Source organism: Mycobacterium sp. M23085, assembly GCF_045343915.1.
Taxonomy (GTDB): Bacteria; Actinomycetota; Actinomycetes; order Mycobacteriales; family Mycobacteriaceae; genus Mycobacterium.
In genome coordinates this window covers 3208903-3235889 of sequence record NZ_CP174280.1, presented here as the reverse complement: position 1 = coordinate 3235889, position 26987 = coordinate 3208903, and the positions used below count along the sequence as shown (strand labels likewise).

Sequence of the window (26987 nt, the reverse complement as noted above, 5' to 3'; positions counted from 1 at the left end):
TCACGTTGCTGGCCCGACGCCAATCGACGAGGCTGGCATGTGGGTTACGTGATCCGAGCCCACCAATATGACCCAGGCCAGACGAACCGGACATGGCCGGCATCGAGGCACCCCCGCCACCGAATCCTCCGCCCGGCAAAGGGCTTCCACCCATCGGCATCCCGCCCCGGCCGCCGCGGCGGCGCGCATACAGCATCGACCGAACCTGGGCGGCCAACAACACTCCTGAGCCTTACGTGCGTTGACGATCTTCTGTTGTTGGGCCACCCGTGCGCGCAGGGTGGCGATCAGGGCGCGTTGGCCGGCCGGGGTGCGCGAGACCGGTGCCAAGGTAGCGATGTCGGTGGCCGCGCCGTTGACCACCGAGCCGGAACCGGCCCGGCCGGTCCAATCGGCTTGCACCGCATCGTGGATCTGGGTGCCCAGGCGGTTATCGGCGTTCGAGACGCTGCCCAGGCCGGCGCCGGCGTCGGCGGCGAACGTGTGATAGGTCGCCGGCAGCACACCAGACAACCCCGACATGCGCTGGTGGGCGCGGGCCACCAGCTCGGCCGCACCGGCCAGGGAGACACCGCTGTGCCGGTCGGCCAGACCGGCGGCGGGCCCTGGTTGGCCGAACAACGCATGCGCGCGGTCAAGCACCTGATCCACCTGCTTCACCAGCGCATCAATCGACACACCACCAGTATCAACGCCCCCAGCACCCACCCAACGCACCATTTTCGGGCGGACAAGCGCGACAACCGGTTCAGCCGAGCCGTGGAACCTCAGCGGGCGCCGACACTCGATGCAGCGAAGCGCATGGCACAAGAATGGGAGTCCGAGCAATGGTGATGGCGCGCAGGGGAAACGGCGGCCGAACTTGCTTACCGGAGGAGGAAGCCGGCGGGTGCCGGCATCCATTCATCGCCGGCCATCCGCCGCGGTGAAGCCCATTAGCGGCAATACTTACCCGCACAACGGATTTCATCCTCAGAAGCCTTCCATCGACCGTGACACGCTGGGTGTTGCCGTCCTGCCGGGGTCCGCTTCGACCAGCATGCAGCTCGGCATGTGCGTTACCGTCGACACCGACGACGTCGACTTTCTCGCGGAGGACCAATGGGGAACACGGGCACCCGAAGCGGTCCGCGGCCCGCGCGACGCACGCAGGCCGAACGCAGCGCAGCCATGCGGACCCGCCTGCTCGACGCCACCATCGACTGCCTGGTCTCCTACGGCTACGCCGGCACCACCACCCAACGCGTAGCGGCGATGGCCGGTGTGACGCGCGGGGCCCAAGTGCACCACTTCAGATCCAAGGAGGACCTGGTCGTCGCCGCCATCGAGCACCTGGCTCAGCAGCGCGCCGAGGCCGTACTGCGCGAGATACCGGTGGCGCGGCTGGCCGCCGATCCGGTCACCACGGTATTGAACTTCCTGTGGGAATCCCACCAGGGCCCCATGTTCACCGCCACCGTTGAATTGTGGGTCGCAGCGCGCACCGATCCGGTCTTGGCCGAGCACGTGCAACGGGTCGAGCCGCTGGTCAACGAGACCTTGGCGGCGGCCATGACCCAGCTGTGGCCCGCCTCGACCGAGGGTAAACAACTGCGCGACGCCGTATACACCGCCATGGACGCACTGCGAGGAATCTTGTTGGGCGCATTCGTCGAACACGGTCACACCCGCGCGCACCGCCGCTGGAAGCGGGCGTGCGTCTACCTGGCCGTGGCCATGCGTCCACTGCTCGACGATCGCCGCTGATATAGATCGAGTTGGTCCTTCTCAAATGCCTCCGGAGGTGTCAGGAAGGGATCTGTAACTGATTCCTGTCGGGGTCCGTGTGTTGGCGCACGTGGACCTCTTCCTGACACCCCCCGGAGGTGTTGTTGTGTCTGTGCAAACCGCTCCAGTCACGTTGTCGACGATCGTCGTTGCCGTTGATGTCGGCAAGACTTCGGCACTGTTTTCTGTGACCGATGCAAGTCGCCATCGGTTGCTTGGTCCGTTGGAGTTCACGATGAACCGGTCGGGCTTGTCCGCGGTGGCGGCTCGGGTGATGGCCGTGGTTCCTGCATCGGGGCGTGTCAAGGTCGGCGTGGAGGCTGCGGGCCACTATCACCGTCCAGTGCTGGACTATCGGTGGCCGCCGGGGTGGGAGGTGCTCGAACTCAATCCCGCCCATGTCGCCGAGCAGCGCCGGGCGCAGGGCCGGCGGCGGGTCAAGACCGACGTCATCGACGTGGAGGCGATTGCCGAACTCGTGCTGGTCGGGCACGGGAATCCTGTGGCCGATCACGATGTCGTGATCGGTGAAATGAGCGCCTGGGCGGCGCATCGGAACCGACGGGTGGCCACGCGGACCGCGACGAAAAACCAGCTGCTCGGTCAACTCGATCGAGCGTTTCCTGGACTGACCGTGGCGCTGCCCGACGTGCTGGCCACCAGGATCGGCCGGCTGGTCGCCGCCGAATTCTGTGACCCCGCACGGTTGGCTGCACTCGGAGTCAACCGACTGATCCGTTTCGCCGCGACCCGAGACCTGCAGCTGCGGCGCCCGGTCGCCGAGCGTCTGGTCGCCGTAGCACGCGAGGCACTACCCACCCGGGATGCGGTGATCGCCCGCCAGATCCTGGCCGCCGACCTGAACTTGCTGGCTGACCTCGACGAGCAGATCCAGGCGGCCGAGACCGCGTTGAGCGCCCTGCTGCCGCGCAGCCCGTATGCCACCTTGACCACGGTGCCGGGCTGGGGTGTGGTGCGAGTATCCAATTATGCTGCCGCCCTGGGCGATCCGACCCGGTGGCCGGGACCGCGACAGGTCTACCGCGCGTCGGGGCTTTCCCCGATGCAGTACGAATCCGCTCACAAACGCCGAGACGGGGCCATTAGCCGAGAAGGCAGCGTCGCGCTGCGCCGCGCACTGATCGATCTCGGCGTAGGACTGTGGCTGACCGAGCCGGCGGCCAAGGCCTACGCCCTGGGCCTTAAGGCCCGCGGCAAGCATGGCGGAATCATCGCCTGCGCACTGGCCCATCGCGCTACCCGCATCGCCCACGCACTGGTGCGCGACCACATCGGCTACGACCGGACCCGCTGGCACTGACACCCAAGCCCGGACACCGTCGAGGAAGGACACGACGACACCCTTCACACCACCCACCGGCAGTGCCAAGCTCGAGGGACGGGACGAAGGGCCGGATCAGATGCCGTCGCCGCTATGGCGGGCCCACTAAGGGTTACGCCGTGACTAGCTTGGCACCCGGTCCTTCGCCTCCACGGCAGCCCGAACGACGCCAGATGACCCAAACCACGAGGTCGCATACATCAGCGTGGGCGCCCCGCACCCGATCCCCAGCCCATCACCGCCGACAACACCCGCACCCTCAACAGCACCCGCAACCCGGATGCCGACGAACCACGCCTGAACCCAGAACTTGACACGAACTACAGCCAGCTAGCCCGCCAGTCAACTCCCGCCCGCCGCGACGGCCCCAACCCTCGCGGACCGCCGCGTTCACATACGACATCGACCCTGCTGTCTCCTACACGACTTCTCCCAGTCCGGGGCGGCCACGCTTGTGACTTGCAAAATATACATTCCAGTATGTATGTTTTTTGAAGCCGTTCAGGAGAGGAAGTCATGTCACGCAAGGTGTTCGTCATCGGGGTCGGAATGACCAAGTTCGAAAAGCCGGGCCGTCGGGAGAACTGGGACTACCCCGACATGGCCCGCGAGGCGGGAACCGACGCCCTCACCGACGCCGGCATCGACTATCGCGAGGTCCAGGAGGCTTACGTCGGCTACGTCTACGGCGAATCGACCTCGGGACAACGCGCGGTCTACGAACTGGGGATGACCGGCATCCCGGTCGTCAACGTCAACAACAACTGCTCGACCGGGTCGACGGCGCTCTACCTGGGCGCTCGATCCATCCGGGGCGGCCTGGCGGACTGCGTGCTCGCCCTCGGGTTCGAGAAGATGCAGCCCGGATCACTGGCCTCGACGTTCGATGACCGGGTCAACCCCATGGACAAGCACATCATGGCGATGGCCGAGATCTCCGAGGTTCTGTTCCCGCCGGCGCCGTGGATGTTCGGCGCCGCCGGCCGCGAGCACATGGCCCAACATGGCTCCACCGCAGAGCATTTCGCCAAGATCGGCTATAAGAACCACAAGCACTCCGTGAACAACCCCTACTCCCAATTCCAGGACGAATACTCCCTCGACGACATCCTCGATGCCCGGATGATCTATGACCCGCTGACCAAGCTGCAATGCTCGCCGACCTCTGATGGCTCCGGTGCTGCCGTTCTGGCCAGCGAAGACTTCGTCGACCGCCACGGGCTGGCGGCTCAGGCCGTGGAGATCGTCGGGCAGTCGATGACCACCGACTTCGAGAACAGCTTCGACGGATCCTGCAAGTCTCTAATCGGCTACCACATGAACGTCACCGCCGCGCGAAACGTCTACGAGCAGTCCGGGTTAGGACCCGAGGACTTTCAAGTCATCGAACTGCACGACTGCTTCAGCGCTAACGAACTGCTGCTTTACGAGGCGCTGGGGCTGTGCGCAGAAGGTGAGGCGCACAAGCTCATCGACGCCGGGGACACCACCTACGGCGGCCGTTGGGTGGTCAATCCCTCCGGCGGACTGATCTCCAAGGGCCACCCCCTAGGGGCCACTGGACTGGCCCAATGCAGCGAATTGACCTGGCAGCTGCGCGGCACCGCCGACAGGCGTCAGGTCGACGGCGTGACCGCCGCACTGCAGCACAACATCGGTCTCGGCGGGGCAGCAGTGGTCACCGCTTACCAGCGCGCAGACCGTTAACGCGCGCCGACACAACCGCATTCAACAGCACGCATCATCTTCCGAAGGAGACATCGCATGGGACACATCGAGGCAAGCAGGGATCTGTCGGCCAGCCCGGACGCCGTGTGGGCGACGGTGTCGAACCCCGCCACCTGGGACGAGTGGTTCACCGTCCACGAGAAGTGGCTCAAGGACCCGCCGGCCGAGCTGACCGAAGGGGCCCAGCTGACCGCCAAGATCATGATGCTGGGCATGGCCAATAAGATCGAGTGGACGATCACCACGGGTCAAGGCGCAATTCGTCTTCCTCGTCGAACCCGCCGGTGAGGGCGCCCGCTTTACCGTCTCCGGTGACTTCGAAGGCGCCCTGATCAAGGGTGCCCTGGCCAAGGCGGTGGAGAAGGACGGCGCCAATCAGCTGGACGCGACCCTGACCAACCTCGACGCGCTCGCGTCGGCAAGCGCCTAAGGCCGCCGGCACATGACTGCTAGCAAGAAGTTGTCCTTTGACGACACGGGATTGGACATTTGGTGTGAGGAGGAACGCTTCGTCGTCGAACGGCAACGGCTGATCGACTACGCCGAAGCCACCAACGACCCCATCGCCACCCACCGCAGCGGCGAGGTCGCCGCACCGGTGTTCGCCATCGTCCCGGTATTCGAAGCGATGCTGATGCCCGCCATCGACGTGGTGCCCATCGAATTGATCCCCAAGGTCGTGCACGGAGAACAGGACTTCCGGTTCCACCGCGCCATCCGCCCCGGTGACATTCTGGTCTCGCGAGCGAAGATGATCGGCTACGAAGGTCTAGACAACGGCACCCGAGCCGCCATCTTCGTCGAATGCCGCACCGAGGCAGGCGAACTGGTCAACGAGCAGTACGTGACCTGTTTCATTCGCAACTTCGACGCCGGCACCACGGTCGGTGAGCTCAGTCCCGGTCACAAGTTCGACGAGCACTTACGAGAGCAGCCCGTGGTCGCCACGGTCACCCAGCACGTCGATGACGACCAAACCTTCCGCTACTCCCCCGCCTCCGGGGATCCCATGCCAATCCATCTCGACGAGGAGGTCGCCCGCGACGCCGGGTTGCCGGGCATCATCGCCCACGGGCTGTGCACGATGGCGTTCGCCTCGTGGGCGGTGCTCACCGAAGTCGCCGACTCCGACGTGACCCGGCTTCGGCGCCTTGCGGTGCGGTTCTCCAAGATGGTGCTCCCCGGCGACGACCTGCAGACCCGGATCTGGCGCGACGGGAGCCGCGACGGGGTCACGACCTACCGATTTGAGACGACCCGTGTCGGCACCGCCGGTGAGAAAGCCATCACCGACGGCTGGGCCGACATCGACGACGAGACAAAGGAGTAAGACATGGGTGCATTGGACGGACGCGTCGCGGTCATCACCGGCGCCGGACGTGGAATCGGGCGTGAGCACGCGCTGCTGTTCGCCCGCGAAGGTGCCAGTGTGGTCGTCAACGACCTCGGTGGCAGCAACGCCGGCGAAGGCGTCGACGCCGGGCCCGCGCACGAAGTGGTCGACGAGATCACCGCTGCCGGCGGCGCGGCGGTCGCCCACACTGAGAACATCGCCACCTTCGACGGTGCACGATCGTTGATCGACCTGGCCGTGGAACAGTTCGGCGGCTTGGACGTCGTGGTCAACAACGCCGGCATCTTGCGTGACGGCTTTATCGCGGGGTTGTCCGAGCAGGACTGGGACGCGGTGATCGCAGTGCACCTCAAAGGCCACTTCGCGGTGCTGCGCCACGCCGCGATGTACTGGAAGACCAAGTCCAAAGCCCGGAGAGCAGCCGCTGGCATCAGTGATCAACACCGCCTCCGGTTCCGGTACCACGGTACCTAATGCCGGACAGGTCAACTACGGTGCGGCCAAGGCCGGAATCGCGGCGATGACCCTTGTCGCAGCCGAGGAGCTGGAACGCTACGGCGTCCGGGTCAACGCCATCGCCCCCATCGCCCGTACCCGCCTGACGCTGGCCACCCCCGGCATGGGCGCCCTGATGGCCGATGAGCCCGCGGACGGTGAGATCGACTTGTTCGGCCCGCAGAACATCGCACCGCTGGTGGCCTACCTGGCCACCGAGAAATGCCCGATCACCGGACAGGTCTACGCCGTCCAGGGCGGCGCCATCTCCCAGCTGCGGGGCTGGCACGACGTCAACACCATCGAAACCGACGGTCTATGGCAGATCGACGACATCGCCGCCCGCCTACCGAGCTAGGCGCGGACAACCCTGGCCCTGGCCATCACCCGCCGAATCCCCTCGTCATCACCTACCGAATGAGGAACACACCCCCATGATCGAATGGTCCGATACCGACCTGATGATGCGCGACACCATGCGCCAGTTCATCGACCGCGAGATCCGCCCCCACCTCGACGAGCTGGAAAGCGGTGCGGTATCGCCATACCCGTTCGCCCGCAAGCTGTTCAGCGAATTCGGACTCGACGTGATGGCAGCCGAGGCCGTCAAGAACATGCTCGACACACAGCGCACCAAGCAGGAAGCCGGAGACCGAAAAGCCGACCGCATCACCGATCGCGCCGCCAAGACCGAGGCCAGCGGCGGGATGACCGAGCTGGGCGCGCAGGTGTCGATGGCCGCGATCATGGTCGCCGAGCTGGCCCGGGTGAGCATCGGGTTGCTCAGCACCTTCGGCGTCAGCCTGGGTCTGGGGGCGGCGACCATCATGACCCGCGGCACCCTGGCGCAGAAGGAGCGCTGGCTTCCGGAGCTGATGACGCTGGACAAGATTGCGGCCTGGGCGATCACCGAACCCGACGCCGGCTCGGATGCGTTCGGCGGCATGAAGACCTACGTGCGCCGCGACGGCGAGGATTACATCCTCAACGGGCAGAAGACGTTCATCACGAACGGACCCTACGCCGACGTGCTGGTCGTCTACGCCAAGCTCGACGAGGGCGATTCGAGCGTCGACAAGCGCGACCGACCGGTGCTGACCTTCGTGCTCGATTCCGGGATGGAGGGCCTGACCCAGGGCAAGCCGTTCAAGAAGATGGGCCAAATGTCTTCGCCCACCGGTGAGCTGTTCTTCGACAATGTCCGGCTCACCCCGGATCGGCTGCTGGGGGAGACCGAGAAGCACTCCGGCGGTGACGGCCGTGACAGCGCGCGGGCCAACTTCTCCGCCGAACGCCTCGGGGTGGCCGTGATGTCACTGGGCATCATCGAAGAATGCCTGCGGCTGTGCCTGGACTACGCCAAGCACCGCAGGCTGTGGGGCACGCAGATCGCCCAATTCCAGCTCATTCAGCTCAAGCTGGCCAAGATGGAAGTCGCGCGGCTCAACGTGCAGAACATGGTGTTCCGCACCCTCGAACAGGTGAAGTCCGGCACGTTGCCGGACTTGGGGGAAGCCTCGGCGATCAAGTGGTACACCTCCGAAGCCGCCACCGAGGTGGCGATGGATGCGGTGCAGCTGTTCGGCGGCAACGGCTACATGGCCGAATACCGCGTCGAACAGCTGGCCCGTGACGCGAAGTCGTTGATGATCTACGCCGGCAGCAACGAGGTGCAGATCACCCACGTCGCCAAGGGTCTGCTGCGCGGATGATCACCGAAACCCACGACGAAGTGGGCGGGATCAGCAGCCGAATGCTGTCGGTGAGCGGCCAGGCGCCGCCCGTGCTGTGCCTGCACGGCTACAGCGACAGCGCCGACACCTGGCGACCGGTCCTCACGCGCCTGCACGCCGCGGGCCGATCCGCCTACGCAGTGGACCTGCCTGGTTTCGGGCAGGCCGCCGGCCGCCGCGACGGTCCGCTGGTCGCGCAGTTCGACGAGTTCGTCGACTCCCTGCTCGATCGGTGGGCCACGGTGGTGATGTTGGGCAACTCGCTGGGGGCGGCCACCGCGGTTCGCGCCGCGGCCCGCCGACCCGACCGTGTGGTCGGCCTGATCGCCCTTAACGATCCCCTCTATGCCAGGCACTGGCTAGCGTGGCTGGCGAGGACGGTCACGGTGCCGTCCTGGGTGTGGCGTGCGGTCGGCGCGATCCGCGTGCCGCGCGCGCCGCTGCCGTGGGTCACACGCCGCGCGCTGGCCCAATTGCTGTATGGACCCGGTTACACTGCAGACCGCGCGGTCCTCGACAGCTGGATTGAGGGGTACGCCACCTGGCAGGCCATCGCCGAGTTGGGCGAGGGCGCCTTCCGCTACGCCCGTGAGGCGCTGGGCTCTCACCACGGCCTGCAGGTGTCGTGTCCGACGGCGGTGGTCCACGGCGCGCACGACCGCATCATTCCGGTGCACGCCAGCCGCACCCTGGCCGCCCAAATTCCCAACGCCGAGCTGACTGTGCTGCCCCGCTCGGGTCACTGCCCCCAACTCGATGACCCCGACGCCGTGGTGCGCATCATCACCGAGGTAATCCAACGCATCAGCACCGGCCACGATCGGACCGGCTCGTGATCGGCCGGATATTGGCGATGGCAGCCCGTGCCTACACCGAAGGGTGGGCCGCCAGCGAATTGGTGCGCGCCGGGGTGCTCGGTCCGCTGCCCCCCGCGCACCTGCCGGCGGCAGTGACTGCGGTGCGCAGCTTCGGTGCGCTGGGCGGGCTGCCCGGAATCAGCGCGGCACGCTTCGGGCAGCGTGCTGCGGTCATCGACGAACGCGGCTCGCTGAGCTTCGCCGAGCTAGAGGCCTACACCAACGCCGTCGCCCACGGTTGGCGCGCCGCCCGGCTGCGCGGTGGGGACACCGTGGCCATCCTGGCCCGCAACCACCGCGGGTTCGTCGTGACACTGTTCGCCGCCGCGAAGTGTGGCGCTCGAATCGTGTTGCTCAACACGGACTTCGGGAACACGCAGCTGCGTGACGTGTTAGCCCGTGAGGGCGGCGACCTGATCGTCTACGACGAGGAGTTCGCTGAGGCTGTCGCCGACATCGACGCCCGCTGCGGGCGCTGGCAGGCCTGGACCGACCACCACGACGACGGTCATGGCTGGCAGCTGGACTCGCTGGCGCGGCAGTGCAACCCAGCCCCACCGCCGGCACCTGGGGTCGAGGCCACTTTGGTCATCCTCACCAGCGGGACGACCGGCACGCCAAAAGGTGCCCCCCGGTCACAGCCGCGGTCTTTGATCCCGGTTGCCGGCCTGCTCTCCAAGGCGCCTTTTCGGGCTCGCGGGGTCACCGAATGCTGTGTGCCGCTCTATCACGGCCTCGGACTCTCCCATACCGTGCTCGCCGTCGCGCTGGGATCGACGCTGGTGATCCGGCGGCGCTTTGACCCACGCCAGACCTTGGACAGCCTGGCCCACCACCACGCCACCGGCTTGATCGTGGTTCCGGTGATGCTGCGCCGCATCCTCGATCTCGACCAAGCCGTCTCCGAGTGGGATCTGTCGGCGTTGCGCATCGTGTTCGTCGCGGGGTCTCAGCTGGGCGCCCCGCTGTGTCGGCGCGCCCTGCAGGCATTCGGTCCGGTCGTGCACAACCTCTACGGATCCACCGAGGTGGCTTACGCCACCATCGCGACGCCAGCCGACCTCGCCGTCGAACCGGGTTGCGTGGGCCGCGTCGTGCGCGGGGCCACGGTACGCATCCTCGACGACGGAGGGCGGTCAGTGGCCCACGGAACCACCGGGCGCATCTTCGTCGCTAACGGGATCCAGTTCGAGGGGTACACCGGTGGCGGCGGCAAAGACGTCGTCGACGGCTTGATGTCCAGCAGCGACGTCGGACACTTCGACCGCGCCGGGCGGCTGTTCATCGACGGCCGCGACGACGACATGATCATCTCCGGCGTGGAGAACGTCTTTCCCGCCGAGATCGAAGACACCCTCGCCGGGCACCCCGACGTCACCGAAGCCGCAGCGATCGCCGTCGACGATCCGGACTGGGGACAACGTCTGCACTGCTTCGTCGTCCGGCGCACCGACACGCTGACCGAGCAGGACGTCAAGGACTACGTCAAGACCCACCTGGCCCGCTACAAGGTGCCCCGCGACATCACGTTCCTCGACGCGCTGCCCCGCAACCCGACCGGCAAGGTCCTTAAGCGTGACCTGTCCGCCGGCACCGCCCCCTGACCGCTGTCTGGCGCACCAACGACTTACATCGAAAGGACCTCGTCGATGGGCACACCGTGGTGGCAACGACAAGCCTTTCGCGCAGCCTCGATTCCCGTGGACCTGCTGACCCAGGCGTTGACTGTCCCGCGCAGCATTTCCCCGGCGCAACTCACGCAGCGGCTCACTCGCGCCGACCGTTCTCTTGAAGAGATAATGGCCGGGAAAGTCGTGGTGATCACCGGAGCATCGTCGGGTATCGGCGAAGCCGCCGCACGGCGGGTCGGTGCAGCCGGAGCCACCGTCGTCCTCATCGCCCGCGGCGCCGAGGCGCTCGAGGACCTCGCGCGGACCATCCGCGCCGACGGGGCACCGCTGACCCGCGCCCCTGCGACCTGACCGACTCCGCTGCCGTCGACACCGTCGTCGCCGACCTCCTGGCCCATCACGGAGGAGTCGATGTGTTGATCAACAACGCCGGCAGGTCCATCCGGCGGTCGTTGGCCTCTTCCTACGACCGCATCCACGATTTTAACGCACCATGGCGCTCAATTACTTCGCCGCGCTGCGCCTCATCCTGGCCTTCGTACCCGGCATGCGGGAACGCCGCGGCGGGCACATCGTCAACGTGTCCTCGGCCGGGGTGCAAGGTCGCAATTCACGCTTTGGCGCCTACATCGCCTCCAAAGCCGCGCTGGACACTGCTTGCGACGCCTTCCACGCCGAGACCTCCGCCGACGGCGTGGTTTTCACCACCATCCACATGCCCCTGGTCCGCACTCCCATGATCGCCCCCACGGCCCTCTATGCCATGGTCCCCGCTCTGACCCCCGACCAAGCCGCCGCGGTGATCTGCGGGGCACTGGTGCACCGGCCACGCCGGCTAAGCCCCACCTTTGCCCGCATCGCCGCCGCAGCCGACTACGTAGCCCCCGAGGTCGTCGACTTCGTGCGCCGCAAGGCCACCCAAGCGACCCAGGATTCGGCTGCCGCCGAGCCCCACGACGGACCGTCCACCCGATGACGCGTTAATTACCCGCCGTTCGGCGAGCCCGCCCGCCAACATCGCGACGTGCGAAGCGAATTCCAACCATTCCCCCGATCGGGCCGCGCCAACGGTCCGGGTGGCCGGGCGCCAGTACGGCGTCAGTGTCATCACGCAGGGGCGTCGACTGAGCACAACGGAGAACATATGGACCTCAACGAATTTGGTCACCCCATCGGGTAGCACGTGTCGGCGTGAGTCGCAGCAGCGAGGGAGTCGCCCCGACATCGATCAGGTGACACCGCGAAAAAATGACAACTTCACTGAGACCGAACAGCAGCGAAGTACTGCCACAGCTTTAGGATATGGCGTAGATATGTTATCGGCAGAGGAATAGTACTGCACTACGCTAACTTTCGTGGTGACGCTGCCCGTTGTCCGATCCGGAACATGTTGGCGGTGATCCGCGAAGACATAGCAGTAATCCGTTCATCTATCCGGACCAGGCCAGCGAGCTTTCGTCACTGTGACACTTCTCCCCGCGCACTCCCGCCTCGCACGCACCCCAGTCGACTGCCGGCCTGCGCCAGCACGCCGAGGAACGCGACGGTTCGGTGTTGCACGAAGAATCCCGTGACGGCGAGCGCATCGTCAGTTCGTCTGTCGTACAGGCAATCCGCTACCCCATACGTCAAGGAGACCGACACATTCGTGAGCGCCCACGACAATGACGACACCCGAAGTGCAAAGACAAAACTTGACAGGTGCGATCCGCGCGACACCAGCGACCCTCAGACGGCGACATTCACCTCAGCGAGCAAGGCCGTGAGGAAGTTCGTCAGATGGTCGAGGCCTACGAGGACAAGCCGACTGTCACCCTTCCCGGGTCGCACGGCACCATCACGGGCACCGCAATCAATGAATGGCTCGACGACAACGGGGATCCGAAATACGGGGACCCCGATGAACATCCCTTCCGGGACCAAGCTGACACCGCAGATTCCGGCTAAGGGAAACAGCCCGTCAACCCAACCAGCACGCACGCCAGCCGCAACTCGAGAACTGCTCAGCGGCTCCACGCTCGAAAGCCCGCATCCGTCTGGTGTCAACGCGCCCACCCGCGCACGAAAGGTCACACCGATGGCTATCCGCATCACGGCAGTTCGCCTCTCCGGCGGCGCCACTCACGTACACATTGACCGAGTCCGGTGGACAGACACATCGACCGGAGAATCTGGTGAAGGCACACCTGACGACATCGCCGCGCGGATCGAAACTCATAACGACACCGCCTATGTCGATGACGACGACGACATGGTTAGCGTCGGCATGGTGCAGACCGACGCCGGCGCAAAGCACTTACGCACGCATACCAACGATGTCTGGAAAGACCACCTGCGCGGGTGGTGGGGGTGACGTCGGACGATGCGCAACATCAGCTGAGTGCGGCGGCCAAGGCGTTCAAGTCGCAGGCTGTTGCGGCGACCTAGCGAGCTATTACCGCTGCGTCAGATGTCCACGAAAATATCGGGGATGGGATGCGCTCCCCCGCCGTACTTGGACAAGTCAGTGACCCCGGCCTCCGAAAGTACGTCGGAGTCGATGTAGCAACGCCCGGTCGCATTGCGCGCCGGGCGGGAGAGAATCTCAATCGCGGAGTCGGCCATGATCTCTGGGCTTCGAGACGATGCCATCATCGCGTCTCCGCCTGCTGAATTGGCAACTGCGGTGGTCGCGATGTAGGTCTGCGGCCACAGGCAGTTGAAACCGATCCCCGCTTCGGCGTACTCCGCAGCCCATCCCAACGACAGCAAGGTCATCCCGTATTTGGACAGCGTGTACGACGGGTGGACGCCAAGCCAGTACGGATTCATGTTGAGCGGTGGAGCGATGGTCAGCACGTGGGGGTTCGGCGACGCGCGCAGGTGCGGCAAGCAGGCCTTAGTCAGCAGGAAGGTGCCCCGGATGTTAATTTGTTGCATCAGGTCAAATTTCTTGGCCGATAACGCTTCAGTGGGATCGACCGAGATGGCGCTGGCATTGTTCACGCAGATGTCGACTCCGCCAAACTGCTGTACCGCGGCATCGACAGCGCGCTGAATGTCCTCTTCGCTGCGCACGTCACCGACGACAGCCAGCGCCTTGCCGCCGGCGGCCTCGACCTCGGCAGCCGCGGTGTGAACTGTGCCAGGCAGTCGTGGATGCGGCTCAGCGGTTTTGGCTAGCAGCACCACATTGGCCCCGCGGCGTGCTGCGCCGAGTGCGATGGCTAACCCGATCCCGCGGCTCCCGCCGGACACCACCATCGTGCGATCTGCGAAAGGTTGCTGTTGGTTGGGCATTTCGTCTCCTGGATATTTGGCGGCCGCTGCTAACGGCTGACGCGGACGGGTACGTTGGCGTAGCCGTTCACGCTCGTCATCGCCACGCGTTGCAGGTTGTCGTAATCGACCTCATAGTCGGGCATGAAGTCGAGCAGACAATTCAGCGCGATCGTGCTTTCCAGCCGCGCTAGCGCGGCGCCCAGGCAGCTGTGAATGCCGTAGCCGAAGCCGATGTTCTGCGCCTCGGTGCGATCACGGTTGATGTCGAAGGTGTCGGCGTTGGTGAATGCGCGCTCGTCGCGGTTGGCGGACGCTCCGGCCAGCATGACCGGCTTGTTGGCGGGAATTGTGGTGCCATGCAAGTACACCGGCTTGAGGCTGTAGCGGAAGTCGTATTGGACGGGGCCTTCAAAACGCAACACCTCTTCGATGGCCGCCGGGATCTTGCTGCGGTCCGCGTGTAGTTGCGCCCACTGGTCGCGATGCTGTGAGAACAAGACCACTGCCGTGCCGACAAGTTTGGTGACCGTCTCGGCGCCGGCACCGCCCAAAAGCGTGCAGAAGCCGGCGATCTCGACATCATCGAGGCTGGTTCGGCTGCCGTCGTCGCGCTCGACCTCGGCGGCGATCAGCGAGCTGATCATGTCGTCCCGGGCATCGGCCCGGCGTTCCTGAATCAGGTTGTAATAGAGCAACCCGGTCTGCACCATTGCTTCTTTGCCGGCCCTGCTCATGGTCATCTTGCCCGGCTTGCGGTGCAGCGCAGTGTCTAGCCAGAGCCGGACCTGCTGCCGATGCTCCACGGGCACGCCGAGCATCGTGGTAATGACCTCGACCGGAAAAAAGGCGGCGAAATCCGCTACGACATCGAACCCCTGCGGATCGACCTGCGAGAGGTGATACCTGATTCTGTCCTGAATCACCGCTTCCTGCGCCTTGATTGCACGGGGAGTGAAGACCTTGTTCACCAGGCTGCGCATCCGACGGTGCTCCGGTGGGTCCATCCAGATGATTGACTGCTCAGTTCCGTGCTCTCCGGACTGAATTTCTTCGAGGGTGACCCCTCGCGACGACGAGTAGGTTTCGTGATCCTTAAAGGCCGCCGCGACGTCCTGGTGGCGTGTCAGCGCATAGAAATCGTACTTCTCGCTGTAGTAGACCGGTGCTTCGTCCCGCAATCGTCGGTAGGTCTCGTACGGATCGTGGAAGAACTCCTCCGAGAAGGGGTCAAACACCAGCTTCGATGTCGTCATCGCATCACTCTCAGTGCATTTCGCAAGGCCAGGCTGCCATGGATCTACGACAAGCCCGGTCCCCGATGCCCGACCGAGCCACGTGCGTATCGCCACCGCTCGAGTGACAGCGTGACATTTTTGGCTCAATCTGTAAAGCTCTCGCGAAGAAGAAGCTGCCTCGTGAATGCGCCAAACCACACGCCCCGCAGGCGATACGCCGCTGCGCGGCGATGATCAAGCGGGACAATCGCAGCTTCAGAGAAACATCATCGCTTCACGAATCCTCGGATCAGGAGTTTGACGTGTACGACATGCCCGACGAGATCGACGTCCAAGCTGACGGTGCGCTGCGCATCATCACGCTGAATCGACCCGATGCACTCAATGCGGTCAACGACGACCTGCACACAGGATTGGCGGTGCTGTGGAACCGATTAACCGAAGATGCGGCCGTCCGCGCCGCGATCCTGACCGGCAGCGGCCGGGCCTTCTGCGCCGGCGGCGACCTCGCCTACATCGAAGAGTTGGCCAAAGACGATGCGCTGCGGGCCAAAACGATCAGACACGGCCGCGACATCGTGTTGGGAATGGCGCGCTGCCGCATCCCGATCGTGGCCGCCGTGAACGGTCCCGCCGTCGGTTTGGGCTGCAGCCTGGTGGCGCTCAGCGACATCGTCTATATGGCCGAGAGTGCCTACCTGTCCGATCCACACGTACAGGTCGGACTCGTAGCCGCCGATGGTGGCCCGCTGACCTGGCCGCTGCAGATGAGCCTGCTTCTGGCCAAGGAGTACGCGCTCACCGGAGCCCGGATCCCAGCCGACAGAGCCGTGGAATTCGGGTTGGCCAACCACGTTGTCACTGATCCGTTCGCCGAGGCGGTCGCGTGCGCAGAAAAGATCATGGGACTGCCACAGCAGGCAGTAGAAAGCACGAAGCGGCTGCTCAATATCAATCTCGAACGTGCCGTCCTGGCGACACTTGATTTCGCCAACGCCGCAGAGAACCAATCCTTCATCTCAGAAGGCTTCCTGGACAACCTCGCCCGGATCGCGTCAGGCGGTTCGTAAAGTCGCGGGTGGGCCGCCAGCTACTGCGTCGAAACTAAAAACGTGACACTTTGGGCGTGATCTGTAAAGCTAGCGGTGGGTGGGCTAAGGCCTCCTGCGTCATCGAAAACAGAAAGGCACCCGAGTGGGCATCGTGACCACGAGCTCGGCGACCGCGTTCACGCAGCCGGCTGAGATGATCTACGACTTCGTCAGCAACCCGGCGAATTGGACGAAAACCTACCCGGGAAGCGCCCATGTCGGCCAGGTCCCGACGCATCTGCCACTCAAGATCGGTGATGTCTGGACCGAAGCCGGGCCCGATGGTGATCGGATTTACACCTGGCACCTCGCGATCGCCATGCGTCCGCGGATGTGGGTCTTCAATTCAGTCGGCCGTCTCGGTCACGACCTCGACGGCAACGGCGGCATGGAAGGGCGGATCACCGTCCAATACGAATTCACCCGGCCCGGCCAAGACATCACGCTGTTCACTCGGACCATGACGATCGAAGCCTATAAAGACGCTCCACTGCCGGATGCGCTGTTCCACATTGTGAATCCCGCCAACATCGACAAGTACCATGCCGCCATCGCCCGAGAGCTCGGTAGTTGCGGATAGGCAGCACGTTTCCTCCTTCGGCTCATACGGCGGAGGGATATCGGCGCGCGGGACACTGGCTGCCCGCACAGACCGCCGCCGAGCATGTCAACGCGCTTTCATCGGGTGGCTCTCGTAAAGCGCTGGTAGACAATTATTCTTCCTGGACGTTCACGGAGTTGGCCGACGCGGTTCAGCGGGTTCGAGCCTCTCTCGCGCACGCGGGCGTGACCACTGATGACGCCGTGCTGATCATCACGCCGCTGCGTAACGAAGTAGCGGCCGCGTATTTAGCCACGCTGTATCAGGGCGCCGTCGCGGTGCTGCTGGACCGGCGTTGCGGGACGTCCGACATCCTCAACGCGTGCGTCACAGCACGGCCGCGGGTCGCTCTCGCCTTCGACGACGACGCGCAACGTCTTGGTCTCCCGCGCCACTGCAGTGTGCTCTCCCTTGACGCCGTGGTAGCCGAAGACAGCGCATCATTACCGGTTGTCGACGACGCTCTCGTCAATCCCGATGTGCCTGCAGCCGTGGTATTTACGTCCGGAACGACGAGTGCACCCAAGGGTGTCGTCCACACCATCAACAGTTTGCGCTGCGGAACTTCGAACATGATCGAAGCGCTGAGGATCACTGGTGCTGATGCGTTCTTCCTGTCGAGTCCGCTGGCCAGCATCACCGGTGTGTTGCAGCTTCATTCGGCTTTGGCCACGCATGCCACGGTGATCATGGAGGACCGGTTTTCGGGGCCGTCATCGCTGGCTCGCGTGTGTGAGCACGGTGCAACTGTCGTTGGTGGAGCACCGGTGATCGCCGAGACACTATTTGCAGAGGCTCAACGGCAGGGTATTTCATTGCCGCTGCGGTGTATTGCACTGGGCGGCACGGTGATTTCGCCGGAAATCATCGACAGCGCAATACGATTCGTGGTTCAACCGGTCCGCGTCTACGGTTCCTCGGAGGCACCGTTCTCCACCGCAACGGCATTGGACGACATCACATCCTCGTCGGACGAAGGCACGCCTTTGCCCGGTGTCGAGATCGCCATATGTGGCGCCAGCGGCGCTGACGAGCTGATCATCCGAGGTCCACACCAGTTCCATGGGTACCTCAACGACTCCCACAACGCCGACGCCTTCGTCGATGACTGGCTTCGCACCGGCGATCAAGCAGACATTCACCTCGGCCGTCTGCGGATCAAGGGGCGCCTCAAAGAGGTGGCGGTTCGCAAGGGAATGAAGATTTCATTGGCCGAAGTCGAGCTCGCTGCGGCCGGTTTGGGTGACTGCGCGGCATTTGCGGTAGCCGATGAGGAGACTGGTGAGCGACTGGTTTTGGCTGTTCGCGAAGCAACGACGACCGGGGACATCACCTACGGCGACGTGGTGAACCACCTGATCGGCGCTGGTTTAGCCAAATGGAAGCTGCCGGAGCAGATCGTCGTGTGGGACGGCACCTATCCCCGCACTCCGAGTGGCAAGATCATTCGTCGACAACTCAGCGATGAGACCCGGCACCTGCGAACACTTTACGCGCCTCGCATCGCCAGCGGATGAGCAACGCTGCGGTAGGCATATCAGCCGGCGCGATGAGTGCTCGCATTCCCTCGCCGCTGGAAAACTCGAGTTCTGCACGACACATGGCGGTGGAGATGACTCCAGGGGCTGAAGGAGTTCAGCCGAGCGCGTCGGCAAGATCCCTACCGATTAGCCGCAGCTCGCCGATGCGCCTCGACCGGCTTGCCGGTCGAAGGCGGGTCAAAGGTGTAATCGGCGGCCTTGAACCGCCGTGTCATCCCCCAGAAGGAGCGCGCACTGCGCGGCCACTGGGTGACGACCCGGCCGTTCGCCGCTCGAAAGTAGTTGTTGCAGCGCGTGGTCCACACGGTTCCCTCCATCCACCGATCGACTTTAGCGAGGAAGTCGGCCATGGCTTCTGGACGTACTGCGACATAGGCCTTGCGCCGACGCCGCATGTACTTCAATGCCCGCACGATGTAGTGCGCCTGAGCCTCTAGCATGAAGATGACGCTGTTGGACCCGACATTGGTGTTCGGCCCGTACAACATGAAAAAGTTAGGGAAGTCCGGAACGGCCATGCCCAGGTAGGCGAATGCCCCGTCCCGCCATTTCTCGCGCAGTGCCGTATTGCGCTGACCGACGACCTCAATCTGACCCAGATAGTCCGCCGCTGCGTATCCGGTCGCACATACGATTGCGTCCACGTCTAGTTCGCTGCCGTCCTCGGTGACCAGAGAGCGGGCTCGCAGCGAACGTGCCGGGCTGGAAACCACCTCGACGTTCGATCGAGTCAAAGCTGGAATGAAATCCGATGAGAAGACCAAGCGTTTGCAACCCAGAGGATGCCCGGGAGTGAGCTTCTGGCGGAGTTGCGGGTCGCTGACCGTGGACTCGAGCACCTTTAAGGCGATCGCCTTGAACTCCTGTGTCTTGTCGCTGCCGTTTTCGATCACCGAGATGTTCGACTCACTGCGCAGCCATAATCGCATGCGGTACAACTTCTTCGCGAATGGCACATGGGCGAATGCCCATTTCTCTCGGTCGGTGTAGGGCCGGTCCGGCTTTGGCAGGATCCAGGTGGGCGAACGCTGAATCGAGTACACCTTTTTCGCGACCTTCGCCAGTTCCGGCAGCACCTGCGACGCGGTCGACCCGGTACCGAGGACTGCGACCCGCGCGCCCGCCAAGTCGACGGAGTGGTCCCAGCGCGCCGAGTGCATCAGGGTACCGGTGAACGGTTCCTCTTCAACGAGAGCCGGCATGATGGGTTGGGTGAAAAGCCCGACGGCCGACACCACGATGTCGAAGTCGTGCACATCGCCGGCTGTCGTCGTCAGCTGCCACCGCTCGGTGTCGCTGCACCATTTGGCCGAGACGACTTCGGTCTCCAACTTCAGATGCCCGGTTAGTTCGTGGCGTTGCGCACAACTTTCGAAGTACTCGAGTATCTCCGGTTGGCTCGACCACAGCCGGGACCAATTCGGGTTGAGGTCAAAAGAATACGAGTACAGGTGGGACTTCACGTCGCAAGCGAGACCGGGATAGGTGTTGATACGCCACGTTCCGCCCACTCCATCTTCGCGGTCGAAGATGGTGAAATCACGAAAGCCTGCCTTTTTCAGAAAGATTCCAAGCGCCAATCCACCAGGGCCGGCCCCGATGATCCCCACCGACAGGGTCTTCGACATTACGTCATCCAATCTGCAGGCACTGGCCGCCGTCGACGACGAGTTCGGCTCCGGTGATGAACGAGGCATTTTCGGAGACCAGGAACGCCACCGCGTCGGCGATCTCCATCGGCCTGCCCAGCCGACCGATCGACGCATTGGCCGCTAGGCGGTTCTGTGTTGGCGCGTCGAGCATGGGTGTTTCCACGGGCCCTGGGAATACGGCGTTGACCCTGATGCCGGATGCGGCGAGCTCGACTGCGGCCGCCTGGGTAAGGCCCCGCAGCGCCCACTTCGATGACCCGTATGCGGAGTGATTCGGGAAGGCCCGAATCGCTCCGGTGCTGCAGGTGTTGACGATAGAAGCACCGTCCGCCTCTCGAAGCTGTTGCAGCGCTGCGTGAATACCAAGGAACGGACCCAGACAATTCACCCGCCAGCTTGCTTCGAAATCGGCCGCAGTCTCATCAGTCAACGAAGCTCGGTGCAAGACACCTGCATTGTTGATCAAGGTGGTCAATCTGCCGAAGCGCTCGACGATCTCGCGTACTGCCGCGTCCCATTGATCTGCCGAGGTGACGTCCAGCGAGAGCGGGATCACAGCGGCTGGATCGAAAGCTTTCGTGGTCACTTCCAGCTCGTCGACCAGCACGTCACACGCGGCCACCCGGAAGCCATCGCCGCAGAGCCGCTCGACGATTGCTGCGCCCTGCCCGCGCGCAGCGCCGGTGACCAAGGCGACCGGCTCAAGTGACGTCATTGGGTCTGCGCTTTCTCTGCAGGGCTGTCAGAAAGCCCGCTGCCGGTGATGAATTGGCAACGGCGGCTCCGGAAGCGCCACTCTCCATCGATGTTGACCAGCTCGTCGTCGTAGAGGGCGGGCCGCATCTCATGCGTGGACGCCTCGACGAACAGCACCTGGGACCGCACCGTGGCAGTCTGGCCGCGGACATCGATGAGCGCAGCCCCGGTCAGATGCATTCCGTTGGGGGCTCGGGTGAACATTTTCTTGATCCGTTCGCGACCGGCCAGCGTTTTACCGTAGACCAGGAACGCTGCGTCCTCGGTGAACAAGTCCAGACATGCCTCGATGTCGTCGGCATCGAGGTTGAGTGCGTACGCCGCCAGCAGGCCCCGGATCGCATTCTGCTCATCCGCACATTCAGTCATCGTCGCTGCTTTCTCTCATATCCGTCCGCTACTTAGCCGTCGGCTACCAGGACCTGGGGAACCCGAACAGCTGGGTGGCAAGAACATTGCGCACGATCTCCGATGAGCCGCCGGAAATCGTCAAGGCCCGCGACCACAGGAAGGCTTGCTGCCAGCGCACATAAACGTCGGCTCCCTCGGGTCGGAGCCGCCCCGTTGCGGCCAGATCCACTGCGTACCGGCAGATCGCCACGTTCAGTTCGGTGTAGGCAAGCTTGGCGATCAACGCGTCGGCCGGCATGTCCGTACCGCGCGCGACCCGGTCCACCGCACGTCGAGCGATGCACTCGACGGCCGACACGCGAGCGCTGAACTCCGCCAACGCTTCCCGTACTACCGGGTCGTCGATCGCAAGGCCGCTCGGATACTCGATATTGCGGGCCAGGTCGACCAGGTCATTGAAGAGCAATTCGAGCACGACCGCGTTGGCACCGACATACGCTCGTTCCGATGCCAGGCCTGTAGTCACCACGGCCCAGCCCTGATTGATCTCCCCGAGAACTTGCTCGGCGGGAACGATCACTCCGTCGAGATACACCTCGCAGAACTCAGCCGAGCCCGTCATCTCCCGGATCGGCCGCACGTCGACCCCAGGGCTCGCCATGTCGACCAGGAAGGTCGTCAACCCCGCGTGCGGACGGGCCGAGGGATCGGTGCGAGCGAGCAGCACCCCCATCTGCGACCACTGGCCATCGGTGGTCCAAACCTTCTGGCCGTCGACTCGGAAAGTGCCGTCCGGCAGCGCAACTGCTTTGGTGGTCAGCCTCGCGAGGTCGCTACCGACACCTGGCTCGCTGAACAGCTGACACCAGATATCCTGGGCCGAACGGATTCTCGGCAGGTAGTTGGCCCGCTGTTCGTCGGATCCGAACTCAATGATCAGATGTGCCGCCAATAGCACCTGGTCGATCGGTCGCGGCGCCCGCGCTCGCACGATCTCCTCCATCACCACTGCGTCGTGGTAGGGAGTGTGCCCGGTGCGACCACCGTACTGCTCAGGCCAGGACCCGCCCATCATGCCGGCGCTGAACAGCTCAGCATACCAATTACGGACCGCCCGTTCGGTGTCGGGGTCACGAGGCACCCGCACTCCGTCGTACCAAAATCCAGACGGGGCACGTCGGGCGATGAAGTCGCGGACCTCCCCGCGGAACTCCGTATCGATCGTTGCATGATCCAACAGATTTCCTACCACTGCGCCACCTGAGCCAGTCGCTGTTGGGGACGCTGACGTCCACCGGCCAGCGCGGTGTTTTGCACCGCCCGTCGAAGGTAGAAGTGATGACCGAACTCCCAGGTGAACCCGATCGCGCCGGACAGTTGAATGCAGTCACTGAGGATCTCGCTGCCGCAACGGTAGAAAAACGTCTCGGCGGTGGCGACATGATGCAACAGGTCAGGCGCGGACCCATCGAAGGCTGCGATGGCGACATTGAGCAGCAGCCGCATTTGCTGTATGGAGACAGCGTGGTCGACGAGACGGTGCGCGACAGCTTGGTACTTGCCGAGCGGTGACCCGAATGTCTTTCGCTGCGAGGCATATTCGGCGGTCCTGTGAAGGACGTGCTCGACACAGCCGAGAGTATCTGCGCAATACAGCAATGCGGTGACTGCGCGGCATTCGGCGGCCAGTCCTGAATTCGGTGATGAGACGATGGTCAGCGGCTGGTCCCTGAGCCGCAGGCGAACAACCCGGCGGGTGACGTCAAGTGACGCGACGGCGGAGCTCTCGGTCTCGGCAGCCGAGACGATGACCAGATCGTCTTGACTTGTGGCGACGATCAGCCGGGTCTGGGGTGCTGGGTGAACCATCAGCGAGTCGTCAGACACGAACGCGTGGGCAGATGCGATGTCAGCATCAGTAATCGCGCTGTCACGTAAGCGGTCTTGCACAAAAGCCGCAACCAGAGTCTCGCACGCTGGACCTGAGTACAGCGCCCGGCTTAATTCCTCGACAACGACCGCGGCCAGCGCCAGCGATCCTTCCGGCGGCACAATCGTCGACCACAATCCCTGCTCGGCCAACGTATCCCAACTGTCGGTCCAGGACTGCGGCCATTGCTCATCCACAGGTCCCCTGTGTAACGACTTCAGCGAGTCCCGTACCGACTCGCGCAACAATACGATCTCTTCAGTCGTAGTGCTCACTCGACGATCGCAATCTTGATGCGTCCTGGGGTGGGGTGGCTGGCGAGGTCGAATGCCGCTTGCACGTCGCCGACACCGAAGGTATGAGTCAGGTAATTGCCCAGTAGGTTGGGATGTGCCTTGGCGAACTCGTCAGCGGCGGCCAACACTCGCCGACGGTCCAGCGTCACGCCGGATTTCAGCGTGAGGTTGTTACGCAGCAGCGTGCGAATGCTGATCGGGTAGCAGTCGTCGTCCGGAACGCCGAAATAGAAGACTGTGCCGCCGAACGCTGTCGCGCCGATAGCGTGGCCCAAAGTTGCGACCTGATGACCGACGGCTTCAATCACGATGTCCGGCCGGCTATTCGGATCGAGATGGCTCACCCACCGGTCGCTGGTGGCATGAACGATCGTGTCGACCCCGAAGGTAGCTCCGATGTGCGAGCGGTCCACCGGATCGATGCCTGTGACGTGCGCGGCGCCGGCCGCCTTCGCTACGTAGGAGAAGAGCAGTCCGATGGAGCCCTGGCCGAGAACCGCGACGTGTCGGCCCTTCAGGTCAGGCAGTTGTTCGACGGCGTAGAGCACGCAAGCCAGCGGCTGCAGACCCACGGCGAGTTGTGGACTCAGCGACGCGTCATACTGCGCCAGTCCATTGCCGTCAGCGACAACGAGTTCCATCAAGCCGTCGAAGCCCGATGCCCACCCGACGACTCGGTTGCCGTTGCGGTGCTCTGGGTGCCGGCTGGCGACGACCTCGCCTACGATCTCGTGAATCGGAAAGCCGTCCTTGTCGGCTGCGTTGGCTCCGGTGTCGCCGGCGATCTTGCCGCGCGCGCCGCGGAAGGCGGGGATGTCGCTGCCGCAGACACCTGCAGCCCGGAACCGTAGCAGCACTTGGCCTTCAGCCAGCGATTCCGGTGACGTTTCCGGCAGCGTCGTTCGCTCGAACGTATACGGTGCGACGAGGCGGTATGACCACACCGTCAGACCTCCACCGGGATGTTGTTCCAGCCCCATTGAAAGCTGGACGGCGGGCGTGAAGCGCCCTCGCTGTCGATGTGGAAATCAGCGACTCGCTTGAGCCATTCGGATACCATGACCGCGATCTCGAGTCGGGCGAGGTGCACACCGAGGCAGAAGTGCTGGCCACGACCGAATGCGAGCAGTCGCTCGATGGGCCTGTTCCACACGAAGTCATCAGGATTCGCATACTCGCGTTCGTCGCGATTCGCTGACGCCAGCACGGTGATGATCCGTTGGCCGGGCTTGATGGTGGTGCCATGAATGGTGAACGGTTTACGCACAGTGCGGGCGAACCACTGTGCGGGGGCGCAGTAACGGATCATCTCTTCGCGGGCCACCCGCACGTTGGCATCGAGATCACCTCGCACAGCCGCCATTTGATCGGGCCGCCGGCCCAATTCCCACAGCCCGTGCGCGACGATTTTGGGCACAGTTTCGGTGCCGCCGATGAAGACGCCGAGCATCTGCGTAGCGGCCTCGATGTCGGTGAGCTGAGACCCGTCAGGCAGTCGGTAGGCGATAAGACCGTCCACGATCGGGAGTTCGCCGTCCGATGCGTTGGCACGTCGGCTCCGCACGATCGGCACCAGGTATTCGAGATAGCCGGGTCGGGCGTTGGCGGTGTTCACGCCGCTGCCGGGCTGCGCCAGGCTTCCGGCATTGACGGTGGCCAACACGTCGGGCGCTAGTTCGACTGGGAGGCCGACCAGTTCGCACACCACCGAGGCGGCCACGATGCCACCGTAGTCCTGGGTCAGGTCAAACCTCCCGCGCGGCAACAGCTCGTCGAGTCGCTCATTGGCAAGTGCTCGGACGCGGGATTCGAGGTTCGTCACTGATTTCGGCCGTAACGGGCCCGAGTGTGAACGACGCACACTGTCATAGATCGGGGCGTCGAAATTGGCATGGAACGGCATCGGGTGCAGCGGTGGATCCGGAACCGGTCCGTGGTTGTGCTGAGCTAGAACCGTTGCGGGGGGCAAGGTGCCCTCCGATGCGACGAACGTTCCATCGTTGATCTCCAGCACCTGCCAGATGTCGGAGAACCTGGACAACACGAAGGTGTCCCATTGCGGCATGTAGTACAACGGGTGGTTTTCGCGCAGCTCGCGGTAATACGGCAGCGGGTTGGACATCACTGCCGGATCGAAAGGATCATACGAGAAAATCGGCATTACAAGGATTTCCAGTCTGTGCGCAGTGCAGCGCCGACGGCTAGAGATCCGCGGGATCTCGCCGCACCGGCTCTCGCGCCAGCCGACGGCCGGCGGGCGATCGTGTCCCGGAAGAACAACACGGAGGTTGACAGCAGCACCCAGCGAGCGTGACACTTTAGGCGTGTTTTGTAAAGGTGCGGCTTGGTCGTGGACGTGCGGGCATCGGGAAACCGGGCAGCGATCAAGTGCGCTCTGAGCGGCCCGGACGGGCGCACCATGTTCCTGATACGCCCACCGCAGAACGTCTCGTCGAGATAAACCTGTCCGGCGTCGACACCGTGGCGGTCGACGCTGCCGGTGTCGGCTCGCCCTGACTCAACGACGAGAAGGTAGATCGTGTTAGATGCCTACTACGAGCTAGTCGACGAAAGCCTCGTCAGTGGTGAGAGATTCACTGCGACCGATCTGGTCCGCAGCACCTGGTCGCATGCGATTCAGCATGGGGCACCCCCATCGGCACTGCTGGTGCGCGCATTGGAACGCTGCGCGCAGCGCGACGACACTCGCCTCAGTCGGGTGGCGATCGATTTGCTCGGCGCCGTTCCAGCTGAAGGCGATCTCTGGGTTCGCTCTCGTGTCGAGCGCAAAGGCAAGCAGATCGAGTTGGTCAGCGCCGAGATGTTGGCCCCAGGACCCGACAGTGAGCCCCGTGCGGTCGCCCGCGCGAGCGGATGGCGGTTGAAGACGCTCGACACCGAAGCCGCCGTTCATTCACCGGCATCGCCCCTGCGTCCGCTGGCCGACGCGGTCAGCCGTGATCTGGCAAAGGACTGGGACCGCAACTACGTGCACAGCGTGGACTGGCGGTGGCTGACCGATCCGCGCGATACGGGTCCGGGAGAATCGTGGATCAAGCCGGTCGTGGAGCTGGTGAAGGGCGAGACCTTGACGCCACTAGAGCGGCTGTTCACGGTGGCCGACGATGCCAACGGCATCGGTACGAAGCTTGACATCACCAAATGGACATTCATGAATACCGACCTGGTGGTCCACATACATCGGATCCCCGACGGCGAGTGGATCGGTGTTCGCGCTGAGACCAGCTACGGACCCGACGGCATTGGCACCACGTTCGGCACGCTGTTCGACCAGGGCGGCGCCATCGGCGGTATCCAGCAGTCGGTGCTCGTGCGCCCACATCCAAAACGTTGACGGGCGCTGCC

At 64.0% G+C, this 26987-nt stretch carries 23 protein-coding genes and 3 pseudogenes; 16 read left to right on the top strand and 10 right to left on the bottom strand.

Annotated elements, in window-relative coordinates:
• On the bottom strand, positions 1-678 hold the full coding sequence (locus ACIUM1_RS14890; RefSeq protein WP_406813444.1) for a hypothetical protein: 678 nt from the start codon (positions 676-678) through the stop codon (positions 1-3).
• 423 nt (positions 679-1101) lie between these two features.
• On the opposite strand from ACIUM1_RS14890, the gene ACIUM1_RS14885 reads away from it, so the two are divergent.
• From ACIUM1_RS14885 to ACIUM1_RS14830, 12 genes and pseudogenes are all read left to right on the top strand, one after another.
• Positions 1102-1746 carry a TetR/AcrR family transcriptional regulator gene (locus ACIUM1_RS14885; protein WP_406813443.1) on the top strand — a complete coding sequence of 215 codons (645 nt, stop codon included), beginning with the start codon at positions 1102-1104 and terminating at the stop codon, positions 1744-1746.
• 127 nt (positions 1747-1873) lie between these two features.
• Positions 1874-3088 carry an IS110 family transposase gene (locus ACIUM1_RS14880; RefSeq protein WP_406813442.1) on the top strand — a complete coding sequence of 405 codons (1215 nt, stop codon included), beginning with the start codon at positions 1874-1876 and terminating at the stop codon, positions 3086-3088.
• 537 nt (positions 3089-3625) lie between these two features.
• Positions 3626-4816: a lipid-transfer protein gene (locus ACIUM1_RS14875; RefSeq protein ID WP_406813441.1), complete on the top strand. Its 1191-nt coding sequence runs from the start codon at positions 3626-3628 to the stop codon at positions 4814-4816.
• 57 nt (positions 4817-4873) lie between these two features.
• A pseudogene (locus ACIUM1_RS14870) lies at positions 4874-5267 on the top strand (SRPBCC family protein).
• 12 nt (positions 5268-5279) lie between these two features.
• A complete protein-coding gene (locus ACIUM1_RS14865) occupies positions 5280-6167 on the top strand; it encodes a MaoC/PaaZ C-terminal domain-containing protein (RefSeq protein ID WP_406813440.1) in 888 nt (295 codons plus the stop codon).
• 3 nt (positions 6168-6170) lie between these two features.
• Positions 6171-7044 (top strand): annotated as a pseudogene (locus ACIUM1_RS14860) (SDR family oxidoreductase).
• A 76-nt stretch (positions 7045-7120) separates the two neighbouring features.
• Positions 7121-8398 (top strand): acyl-CoA dehydrogenase family protein, encoded by a 1278-nt coding sequence (locus tag ACIUM1_RS14855; RefSeq protein ID WP_406813439.1) that lies wholly within the window; start codon positions 7121-7123, stop codon positions 8396-8398.
• Entirely contained in the window at positions 8395-9255 is an 861-nt protein-coding gene (locus ACIUM1_RS14850; RefSeq protein WP_406813438.1) for an alpha/beta fold hydrolase, read from the top strand. The genes ACIUM1_RS14855 and ACIUM1_RS14850 overlap by 4 nt, the downstream gene beginning before the upstream one ends.
• A 17-nt stretch (positions 9256-9272) precedes the next feature.
• A complete protein-coding gene (locus tag ACIUM1_RS14845; RefSeq protein WP_406813437.1) occupies positions 9273-10880 on the top strand; it encodes an AMP-binding protein in 1608 nt (535 codons plus the stop codon).
• 177 nt (positions 10881-11057) lie between these two features.
• Positions 11058-11856 (top strand): annotated as a pseudogene (locus ACIUM1_RS14840) (SDR family NAD(P)-dependent oxidoreductase); the annotation flags it as partial.
• An 830-nt stretch (positions 11857-12686) separates the two neighbouring features.
• A complete protein-coding gene (locus ACIUM1_RS14835; protein ID WP_406813436.1) occupies positions 12687-12854 on the top strand; it encodes a hypothetical protein in 168 nt (55 codons plus the stop codon).
• Positions 12808-13260, top strand: coding sequence for a DUF3892 domain-containing protein (locus ACIUM1_RS14830; RefSeq protein ID WP_406813435.1), 453 nt, complete (start codon positions 12808-12810; stop codon positions 13258-13260). The genes ACIUM1_RS14835 and ACIUM1_RS14830 overlap by 47 nt, the downstream gene beginning before the upstream one ends.
• 92 nt (positions 13261-13352) lie before the next feature.
• Here ACIUM1_RS14830 and ACIUM1_RS14825 read toward each other — a convergent pair whose 3' ends face one another.
• Both ACIUM1_RS14825 and ACIUM1_RS14820 read right to left on the bottom strand, forming a co-directional pair.
• The gene (locus tag ACIUM1_RS14825; protein ID WP_406813434.1) at positions 13353-14186 is read right to left on the bottom strand and encodes an SDR family oxidoreductase; all 834 of its coding nucleotides are present in this window, start codon (positions 14184-14186) and stop codon (positions 13353-13355) included.
• A gap of 29 nt (positions 14187-14215) precedes the next feature.
• Positions 14216-15421, bottom strand: a complete 1206-nt coding sequence (locus ACIUM1_RS14820) for a cytochrome P450 (protein WP_406813433.1) — start codon at positions 15419-15421, stop codon at positions 14216-14218.
• 284 nt (positions 15422-15705) lie between these two features.
• Here ACIUM1_RS14820 and ACIUM1_RS14815 point away from each other — a divergent pair, with 284 nt between their 5' ends.
• From ACIUM1_RS14815 to ACIUM1_RS14805, 3 genes are all read left to right on the top strand, one after another.
• A complete protein-coding gene (locus ACIUM1_RS14815) occupies positions 15706-16473 on the top strand; it encodes an enoyl-CoA hydratase/isomerase family protein (RefSeq protein WP_406813432.1) in 768 nt (255 codons plus the stop codon).
• A gap of 124 nt (positions 16474-16597) precedes the next feature.
• Positions 16598-17074 carry an SRPBCC family protein gene (locus tag ACIUM1_RS14810; RefSeq protein ID WP_406813431.1) on the top strand — a complete coding sequence of 159 codons (477 nt, stop codon included), beginning with the start codon at positions 16598-16600 and terminating at the stop codon, positions 17072-17074.
• The gene (locus ACIUM1_RS14805) at positions 17065-18612 is read left to right on the top strand and encodes a class I adenylate-forming enzyme family protein (protein WP_406813430.1); all 1548 of its coding nucleotides are present in this window, start codon (positions 17065-17067) and stop codon (positions 18610-18612) included. Before ACIUM1_RS14810 ends, ACIUM1_RS14805 begins: the two co-directional genes overlap by 10 nt.
• A gap of 143 nt (positions 18613-18755) precedes the next feature.
• Here the strand turns inward: ACIUM1_RS14805 and ACIUM1_RS14800 are convergent, their stop codons facing one another.
• The 7 genes from ACIUM1_RS14800 to ACIUM1_RS14770 all read right to left on the bottom strand — a co-directional run bounded on the left by ACIUM1_RS14800 (position 18756) and on the right by ACIUM1_RS14770 (position 25743).
• Complete coding sequence (locus ACIUM1_RS14800) at positions 18756-20264, bottom strand: flavin-containing monooxygenase (RefSeq protein ID WP_406813429.1); 1509 nt, start codon at positions 20262-20264, stop codon at positions 18756-18758.
• Between the two features lie 4 nt (positions 20265-20268).
• Positions 20269-21003 carry an SDR family NAD(P)-dependent oxidoreductase gene (locus ACIUM1_RS14795; RefSeq protein ID WP_406813428.1) on the bottom strand — a complete coding sequence of 245 codons (735 nt, stop codon included), beginning with the start codon at positions 21001-21003 and terminating at the stop codon, positions 20269-20271.
• Complete coding sequence (locus tag ACIUM1_RS14790; RefSeq protein WP_406813427.1) at positions 21000-21413, bottom strand: nuclear transport factor 2 family protein; 414 nt, start codon at positions 21411-21413, stop codon at positions 21000-21002. The genes ACIUM1_RS14795 and ACIUM1_RS14790 overlap by 4 nt, the downstream gene beginning before the upstream one ends.
• A 43-nt stretch (positions 21414-21456) precedes the next feature.
• Entirely contained in the window at positions 21457-22632 is a 1176-nt protein-coding gene (locus ACIUM1_RS14785; RefSeq protein ID WP_406813426.1) for an acyl-CoA dehydrogenase family protein, read from the bottom strand.
• 8 nt (positions 22633-22640) lie between these two features.
• On the bottom strand, positions 22641-23522 hold the full coding sequence (locus tag ACIUM1_RS14780; RefSeq protein ID WP_406813425.1) for an acyl-CoA dehydrogenase family protein: 882 nt from the start codon (positions 23520-23522) through the stop codon (positions 22641-22643).
• Between the two features lie 74 nt (positions 23523-23596).
• Complete coding sequence (locus ACIUM1_RS14775; protein ID WP_406813424.1) at positions 23597-24565, bottom strand: zinc-binding dehydrogenase; 969 nt, start codon at positions 24563-24565, stop codon at positions 23597-23599.
• A gap of 2 nt (positions 24566-24567) precedes the next feature.
• Entirely contained in the window at positions 24568-25743 is a 1176-nt protein-coding gene (locus ACIUM1_RS14770; RefSeq protein ID WP_406813423.1) for a cytochrome P450, read from the bottom strand.
• A 417-nt stretch (positions 25744-26160) separates the two neighbouring features.
• Between ACIUM1_RS14770 and ACIUM1_RS14765 the strand changes: the two genes are divergently transcribed.
• A complete protein-coding gene (locus ACIUM1_RS14765; protein WP_406813422.1) occupies positions 26161-26976 on the top strand; it encodes a thioesterase family protein in 816 nt (271 codons plus the stop codon).
• The last annotated feature ends 11 nt before the right edge of the window (positions 26977-26987 follow it).

Excerpts from the sequence above, each read along its gene's own strand:
- ACIUM1_RS14885 (WP_406813443.1), top strand. The coding sequence starts at position 1,102 with ATGGGGAACACGGGCACCCGAAGCGGTCCGCGGCCCGCGCGACGCACG.
- ACIUM1_RS14875 (WP_406813441.1), top strand. The coding sequence starts at position 3,626 with ATGTCACGCAAGGTGTTCGTCATCGGGGTCGGAATGACCAAGTTCGAA.
- ACIUM1_RS14865 (WP_406813440.1), top strand. The coding sequence starts at position 5,280 with ATGACTGCTAGCAAGAAGTTGTCCTTTGACGACACGGGATTGGACATT.
- ACIUM1_RS14855 (WP_406813439.1), top strand. The coding sequence starts at position 7,121 with ATGATCGAATGGTCCGATACCGACCTGATGATGCGCGACACCATGCGC.
- ACIUM1_RS14850 (WP_406813438.1), top strand. The coding sequence starts at position 8,395 with ATGATCACCGAAACCCACGACGAAGTGGGCGGGATCAGCAGCCGAATG.
- ACIUM1_RS14845 (WP_406813437.1), top strand. The coding sequence starts at position 9,273 with ATGGCAGCCCGTGCCTACACCGAAGGGTGGGCCGCCAGCGAATTGGTG.
- ACIUM1_RS14835 (WP_406813436.1), top strand. The coding sequence starts at position 12,687 with ATGGTCGAGGCCTACGAGGACAAGCCGACTGTCACCCTTCCCGGGTCG.
- ACIUM1_RS14830 (WP_406813435.1), top strand. The coding sequence starts at position 12,808 with ATGAACATCCCTTCCGGGACCAAGCTGACACCGCAGATTCCGGCTAAG.
- ACIUM1_RS14825 (WP_406813434.1), bottom strand. The coding sequence starts at position 14,186 with ATGCCCAACCAACAGCAACCTTTCGCAGATCGCACGATGGTGGTGTCC.
- ACIUM1_RS14820 (WP_406813433.1), bottom strand. The coding sequence starts at position 15,421 with ATGACGACATCGAAGCTGGTGTTTGACCCCTTCTCGGAGGAGTTCTTC.
- ACIUM1_RS14800 (WP_406813429.1), bottom strand. The coding sequence starts at position 20,264 with ATGTCGAAGACCCTGTCGGTGGGGATCATCGGGGCCGGCCCTGGTGGA.
- ACIUM1_RS14795 (WP_406813428.1), bottom strand. The coding sequence starts at position 21,003 with ATGACGTCACTTGAGCCGGTCGCCTTGGTCACCGGCGCTGCGCGCGGG.
- ACIUM1_RS14790 (WP_406813427.1), bottom strand. The coding sequence starts at position 21,413 with ATGACTGAATGTGCGGATGAGCAGAATGCGATCCGGGGCCTGCTGGCG.
- ACIUM1_RS14770 (WP_406813423.1), bottom strand. The coding sequence starts at position 25,743 with ATGTCCAACCCGCTGCCGTATTACCGCGAGCTGCGCGAAAACCACCCG.